Annotated in this window: 3 protein-coding genes; all 3 read right to left on the bottom strand. The window is 69.9% G+C overall.

The window, feature by feature from the left end; all coding sequences use genetic code 11:
• Nucleotides 1-73: 73 nt before the first annotated feature.
• A complete protein-coding gene (locus OEY_RS0102330; protein ID WP_010592337.1) occupies nt 74-1,939 on the bottom strand; it encodes a 3-oxoacyl-ACP synthase III family protein in 1,866 nt (621 codons plus the stop codon).
• A gap of 50 nt (nt 1,940-1,989) precedes the next feature.
• Entirely contained in the window at nt 1,990-2,823 is an 834-nt protein-coding gene (locus OEY_RS0102325) for a 3-oxoacyl-ACP reductase family protein (protein WP_010592336.1), read from the bottom strand.
• Nucleotides 2,824-3,712: 889 nt separating this feature from the next.
• Nucleotides 3,713-7,526, bottom strand: a 3,814-nt coding sequence (locus tag OEY_RS0102320) for a carboxyl transferase domain-containing protein (RefSeq protein ID WP_010592335.1), incomplete at its 5' end; no start/stop codon positions are given.

The following is a 7,526-nucleotide window of genomic DNA, read 5'->3' as shown; positions in this document are numbered from 1 at the left end:
GCTCGGCCCCCAGTCGTCCGCCACTGCGATTGCAGCAGCGGACGACTGGGGGCCGCGCGGGTAGCCGGGCCGGCTACTGTGCGATCGCCACGACCGCCGGGTCGATCCGCATCACCGAGTAGCCGGCGACGGCACCGGCACCGAAGCCGGGTGCGAAGATCCGGACGGGCTCGGTGATGACGCCGTCGCGGACCGCGTCGTGGATTGCGAGCGGGATGCTCGCCGACGACGCGTTGCCGACCTGCTCGATGTTGAAGTACAGCCGGTCCGCCGCGAGTCCGGCCTTCGCCGCCAGGTCGATGATCATCGTCTTGTTCGCCTGGTGCGGGACGACCAGATCGATGTCGTCGAGCAGCGACTCGCTCTCGTCGAGGCCGGGCAGGGCGCGGACCTCGTCGAGCATCTGCGTGAGGTAGCGGCCCGCGAGGCTCTTGACCTCCGGCCCGTACACCGTGATCGCGTTGTCGAAGTCCGGGTTGGGCCAGATGATCGAGTTGACCTCGCTGGTGGGTCCACTCGCGTAGGTCTGCAGGTACTCGATGTCGGGTTCGGCACCCTCGGGGGCGACGCCGACGACGAGCGCGGCCGCACCGTCACCGAAGATCATCCGGGACGGACGGACACTGCCGATCTTGTCGGAGAACTTCTCCACGCAGACCACGAGGACGGGACGACGGATATGCTGCAGGATCCGGGTCGCCTCGGCCAGCCCGTACGGCAGTCCCGCGCACGCCGCGACCAGGTCGAACGACGCGTGCGTCTGGGCGATACCCAGTTCGCCGGACAGGTACGTCGCGAGCGAGGGGATGAGCCGGTCGCTGGTGCAGGTGCACACCAGCACCGCCCCGATGTCGGCCGGGCCGACCTGTGCCTTCTCGACGGCCGCGCGGGCCGCCTGCAGGGCGAGCTCGGAGAACGAGCCCGACGTGTAGCGGCGCTGCTCGATCCCGGTCTTGGCGGTCACCTCGTCGGCGGTCATGGCCGACCAGTTGTACGCCGAGTTGCGGATCAGGTCCTCGTTGGTGCACACCACGTCACCGTGCGCGACGGCGAGCGCCTCGATGCGCGGCTGCACCGCGAAGTCGCGGCGCACGTCGATCGTCGGGTACGGCGTGGCCGGCGGGACGGGCTCGACGGCGGCGCGCTGGGGCGCCGGCGCGGTCCGGCCCGAGGTGACCCGCGAGATGAACCGCTGCACGTGCCGGTCGCGGGGGTGGAACACCACGACGTAGTCGTCGTCGCGGAGCTGCCCCACCTCGACGAGTTCGACCTGCTTGCGGTCCCAGGGCTGCTGGTTGTGCAGCACCATCGACCAGCGCCGCAGCGCCTCGAGCGCGGGGACGTCCTCGTGGCAGTCGAGGATCTCGTCGTAGCTGTAGACCCGGAAGTTCGGGTCGTAGCTGCCGAGGCGCAGCGTCATGTTCTTCGGGTCGGCGGTGAGCTGCGCGACGGTCGGCTTGACCGTCGGCAGGGCGCCCGCGACGTGCTTGCGGGCGGCGAAGACGTCGAAGACGGTCTCGAAGATGCAGTCCTCGGCGGCGTCGTCCCAGCCGGCGGGCAGCTGCCGGAAGGCGGCTTCGACCTCGGCGACCTTGCTCTCCTGATCGGGCCAGGGCGTGAGGACCGGCATGTACAGGTCGTCGCGGGTGCGCGGCACGTCGGCCCATCGGGTCGGCCGCTTGTCGAACATGGTGAGCGCGAAACGGTTGGCCCAGTACGCATTCAGTGCGACATCACGCAGGAGTTCGACCTTGTTGCGGTAGTCGCCCCGCGTGTGGCGGGCGAGGATCTCCGAGGCCGTCGGCGCCTTGGTGTCGAAGTCGCGGCGGATCACGGAGTCGAGCTGCTCGACGTCGGTGACGGTCGAGAAGTCGATGTCGGGAAAGAAATTGGACGGGAAGACGATTCGCCCGTGGCGGTTCGTTTCGAAGGGCTGCATGTGCCGGGCCGTTCAGTCGTGGGTGAGTTCGTGGAGCCGGGACGGCCGGGTCACATGTCCAGTCCGCCGTTGACGCCCCACACCTGACCGGTGATGTAGGACGAGGCGTCGGCGGCGAGGAAGTGCACGACGCGGGCGATCTCCTCGGGATCGGCGAGGCGGTTGACCGGAATGGTGCTCTTGATGCGGTCGAGGACCTTCTCCGGGATGGACTCGACCATCTCGGTCGCGACGAAGCCCGGGGTGACGGCGTTGACGGTGACGCCGATGCTGTCCGGGGTGAGCTTGCCGGAGCGGGCCAGCGCGAACGCGGCCTCCTTGGCGAGGGTCTTGGTCAGGCCGAACATGCCGGCCTTGGACGCCGCGTAGTTGGCCTGGCCGATGTTGCCGGTCTCGCCGATGACCGAGGAGATGTTGACGATGCGTCCCGTGCCGCGCTCGAGCATGTGCCGCAGCGCCGCCTGGGCCAGGAAGAACGTGCCGGAGAGGTTGGTGGCGATGACGTTGTTCCAGTCGTCGTCCTCCATCTTCAGCACCGTGCGGTCGATGGTGATGCCGGCGTTGTTGATCAGGATGTCCAGACGGCCGTGCCGCTGGATGACCTCGTCGATGGTGCGACGGCAGTCGTCGGCGTTCGCGACGTCGCCCTTGTGCACGCTGTACTCGACGCCGTCCTGGCCGTGAGCCTGGATGCCCGCGAGGAACTGGTCGGCCTGGGCGGTGTTGCGGCCGTACCCGGCAGCCACCGTGGCGCCCTGGGCGGCGAGGCTGCGGCTGATGGCCGCGCCGATGCCGCGCGTTCCACCGGTCACGAATGCGACCCGGCCCCGCAGCTTGGTGCCGGCGGCGGTGGTGCGGGACGACGGTTCGATGGTGCTGGTCATGTCGGTTCTCCCTCGAATGCGGCGAGCTCGACGGATGCCGTCGAGTACAGATGTGTCGGACCGGTGATACCGGTGTCCCGAGCGTCGGTGCCCGGAATCCGGCCGGCGTGGCTGCTACCGCGCGATGCTGATGTGAGCGCCCCTGCACGCTCCGCGATATTCGCCCCTGCCAACCGAATTCACGTAGATGCTCCGCTCGTTCTCCCCTGTCGACACCAATGATGCAGCATTGCGCCCGGTGTGTCATGTCCGACGGCAAATATCTTGTGCAGGGCCATGACTTACGCTAACGACATTGAATACTGTTGTTCGGCAAGGAGTTACGGTCGAATCTCGGCCGTTGTTCACCTACCGGCCGACTGCATGTCCGTTCCGGGACCTTTGCCACAAAACGCAACGGCCGGAGGGTGGTTCGAAATGGCGCGCGATGCTACCCGGCGGTCAGGACTACGTCGTACATGCAGCCGGTTTGTCGGAGACTCGATGTGATCGAGTTCGAATCGACTGTATGACAACAGCATCCGATAGGGAGCGCCCACGGAGCGGTCCGGCAGCGACCGTGCTCGCTCGGTAGCACCGAGTGCCAACAGGGTGCATGTAGCGGCATCGACCGGGGTCGTGCGCGGTGAAATCCGGTACCCATACCCCCACTTCCTCAAACCTGTGAGCTTGCTCACCATCCAACGATTTTCGGGCCTGGGCCCCCCCGATCCGGGGGTGGTGGGCACGAGCGGACCGACTCGACCGGATGTCCCCAGGGCGTCGGACAGCCGCCCCGGGCGGGGGAGGTACCGGGGACGGCCGGCAGAGGCCGTGACGGGCTCCTCGGGGCACGAGAAAGGGCCCCGCACCGGCAATCGGTGCGAGGCCCTTTCGGGGGTCGTGCTGCTTACTGCGCGAGCACCTTCGCCATGCCCCGCTCGACGGCGGCGACGATCTCCGGCCGCAGGCCCGCCGCGGGGATGATCGAATGCACGGAGCCGACCTGCTGGGCGCGCTGGATGTTGTGGATGGCCTCGAACTCCGCAGCCACCTCACCGAGCTTCTCCGACCGCACCGCGGTGCGCTGCGTCGCCAGCTCGACCCGCAGGCGGGCCTTCTCGCCGTCCTCGGCCGCAGCGAGCTGCGCCTCGAGCTCGGTGATCCGCGGATCGGCCGCGGTGCGCGCATTGACGTCGCGGGTGAACACCACCGCCGCGGCGGGGGCACCGCCGAGCACGGAGGCGAACGAGCCCTCCACCGCGAGCACCTCCATGTTCTCGTTCAACGCGCCGGAGAACACCACGAAGGCACCGCCGTGGTAGCGGGAGACCACGACGAAGACGATCGGGCCGTCGAAATTGACGATCGCCCGGCCGATCTCGGCGCCGTTCTCGAGCTGCAGGTTGCGCAGCGACTCGGGGGAGCCGTCGAACCCGGACAGGTTCGCGAGCACCACCACCGGCCGGTTGCCGCTCGCCGCGTTGATCGCCCGCGCGGTCTTCTTCGACGACTTCGGGAACAGCGTGCCCGACGTCCACTGGTCCGGCCCGTCGGTGGGGAACCAGCCCTTGCGGGAGATCGCGCGGGACTCGATGCCGATCACGGTCACCGCGTTGCCACCGAGGTGCGCGTCGAACACCACCGACGTGTCGGCGTCGGCCATGTCCGCCCACCGCTCGAGCACCGGATGGTCCTGGTCGACCACCGCGCGCATCACCGTGCGGATGTCGAAGGGCTTCTTGCGGTCCGGGTTGGTCTCCGCGGAGAAGATGTCGCCCACCGTCGTGAAGTCGCTCGACGGATGCACGTGCGGGTACACCCGCACGTCGCGGTCGACCGGGTCGACGGTCTCGGCCTTGCGGGGGAACCGCTCGCCCGGGGCGAGGTAGGCGTGCTCGTAGTGCCCGAAGAGCACCTCCACCGCCGCCGACAGGTTCGGCGCCCAGTACTGCGCCTGACCGTTGGGGCCCATGACGCGGTCGTAGCCGCCGATGCCGAAGTTGTCCTCGGCCGAGACGCCACCGGAGTAGTCGAGGGACTGCTTGCCGGTCAGCACCATCGCGCTGTCCGGGGTCATCACCAGGATGCCCTTGGTGTGCATGAGCATCGTCGCCTCGGCGTTCCAGTACGGCTGGGCGCCGACGTTGATGCCGGTGACCACGACGTTGATCTCGCCGCCGCCCTGGGTGAAGGTGATGATGCGGCGCAGGGCCCGCGAGACCCAGTCCATGTTCTCGGTGCCGGACTCCATGGAGATCGTGGCGCCGGAGGACAGCGCGAACCACTCGACGGGGACGCCGAGCTGCTCGGCCAGGTCGATCGCGGCGACGACCCGCGCGCACTCGGCCTCCGCGACGGTGCCGAGCGCCTTCGTCGGATCACCGAACAGCGCCACGCGGGTCATGCCCTCCGGGTACCGCGACGTCGGGGTGGTGACCAGCCCGACGACGAGCCCGGCCGTGTTCCGGCCGTACGGGCGCTGCACCGGCACCACGGCACCGGACTCGTCGAGGTCGTACTCGACGAAGCTGCCGCTCCTGCCGGTGAGCAGCGGGACCAGCTCGTACGGGTACACGGTGCCGCGGGCACGCGAACGCTGCACCTTCTGGGTGTACTCGTCGAGCGGCTGCAGCGGCTCCTTCGGCGGATCGGTCACGCGCACCACCACGCCGGCGCCGGAGCGGTACGAGAACCGCAGGGCCACCTCACGGGCCTCGGCGTCGGCGGTCTCCCGCCACCAGCCGATGACGGTGATCTCCTCGAGCCCGGCGCCGACCGTGAGCGGGGCCGCCCCACGGCTGACGCGCTTGAGGTCGTCGATGCTCAGGTCCACCTCGGGCCACACGAACAGCACCACGCGGTTCGCGTCGAGGCGGCGCTTGCCGCGGCCGGCCTGCGACCGGCGGATGGCGTCGAGGCAGCTCGACAGGGCGCGCTCGAACGCGGGCAGCCCCACGATCGTGCCGGTCTCGTCGCGCTGCGGGGTCAGGTCCCGCACCTCGGCGAGGGCGATGAGCCGCTCGTCGGACGGATTCTCGTTCGCCGCAATGTGATACAGGTACGAGTCCGGGTTCGCCGGCAGGCGGGTACCGACGAAGTTCTTCAGCCGCCACAGGTCCAGACGCTGACCGGTGAGCGGGTGCATGTCGCGGATGTTGGCTTCCTCCGCGTACCCGGTCTCGAACGGCCGGAACGTGAAGACGTGCTCCTCGGCCCGGTCGGTGTGGCACACCGTCACCGTGACGCGGCGGGCGGAGGCGGTCACCGCGCGCTCGGACAGCACCGCGCGGAGCGACTCGGCCTGCGCGTCGGCGTCGGCGGGCGCGTCGTCCCAGGCGAGGTACAGGTCGATCACCAGGTTCTCGGTGCCGGGCAGGGTGCCCGCCGACTCCTCGACGATGTCCAGTGCCGCCCCGAGCTCGGCGTGCCGGGCCTCGGTGGAGATCAGGTACAGGCGGGTGCCGCGCAGGTCGAAGTTGCCGGTGACGAACTGCCGGCCCCCGCGCACGTCGGACTGCACCTGCTCGAGCGTGCGGATCTTGTAGGCGCGACGGGTGATGACCTCGAGCAGCGGCCCCGGCACGGTCTCCGGCCGGGCGATCTGCTGCGCGAGCAGGTCGATCAGCGGCTCGGGCGTGGCCACGAGGGCCTCGACCCGCTGCGCGTGGTCGGCGGCGCCGGGGTTGTCGGCGAGGTGGGCGAGGCTGCCGCGGACCCCGTCGTACACCTGCTCGCGGACCTTGCGGATCACCGGCTCCTCGAACAGGCGGTAACGCAGGTTGCGGGCGGCGTCGCCGATCACCGGGAACCGCACCTGGGTGGCGACGATGAGCCGGTCGAGGACCTCGTTGAGTTCCTGCGAGATGCCGGCCGGTCCCTCGGTCTCCTCGAGCCAGCGCTCGAGCAGCGCCGAGACCACCGGCACCTGCGTCTCGATGCGCTGCTGCGCGAGGAACAGCCGGTAGACGGCCTCCTCGAGCTCGGGGGTGCGGTCCAGTTCGGTGACGTCGTAGTGCCGCAGCGCCTGCGCCAGCCGGGCCCGGAAGCTCTCGGGCAGGCCGCCGACCTCGACGTCGAGGGACTGTAGGTAGCCGTGGAAGTGCTCGCGGGGGCTGTGCACCCGCTCGTCACCGGTCTCCTCGTCCTGCGTCGGGCGGTTGCGCGAGAGCTCGCACACGTCGGCGAACGTGGTGAGCAGGGCCAGCTCGGCGCGCACCAGGTCGCAGTTCTCGGTGGTCTCGCCGCGCAGCCGGTCGTACTCGGCGAGCAGCGTCGCGGTGCGCTTGCCGGAGACGTCGTAGCCGGTGACGAGCGCTTCGAGGGCGTCGAGCCGGGCCAGCGCGTCGGCCGCGGCGTCGCCGGTGACGACAGCGGCGGGCGCGGGGAACTGCACGCGCTCGACGGTCTCGGTGACGGCCTCCTCGGCGATCTGGTCCACCCGCAGGAGCGGCGTGCCCGCGTCGACCTGCGAGTTGACCACGGCGAGGACCTCGCGGACGCGGCCGGCGAACGGCGCGCGCACCGCGGTCTCCATCTTCATGGACTCGAGCACCACCAGGGTCTGGCCTGCCTCGACCTCGTCGCCGGGCGCGACCGGCACGGCGACGACGACGGCGGGGGCGGGGGTGCGCACGACGCCGGCCTCGTCCTGGCTGATCTGGTGGCTGATGCCGTCGACCTCGACGAGGTAGCCGGTGGCGCCGGCGATCGAGACGACGTGG

Origin of the sequence: Rhodococcus sp. P14 (assembly GCF_000256505.1) — a bacterium.
Lineage (GTDB): Bacteria > Actinomycetota > Actinomycetes > Mycobacteriales > Mycobacteriaceae > Rhodococcus > Rhodococcus ruber.
Note: the sequence above shows the minus strand (reverse complement) of the source record. Positions and strands in the feature narration are given on the sequence as shown.

What these genes read in the sequence shown, in the direction of transcription:
- OEY_RS0102330 (WP_010592337.1), bottom strand. Translation starts at nt 1,939, where the DNA reads ATGCAGCCCTTCGAAACGAACCGCCACGGGCGAATCGTCTTCCCGTCC.
- OEY_RS0102325 (WP_010592336.1), bottom strand. Translation starts at nt 2,823, where the DNA reads ATGACCAGCACCATCGAACCGTCGTCCCGCACCACCGCCGCCGGCACC.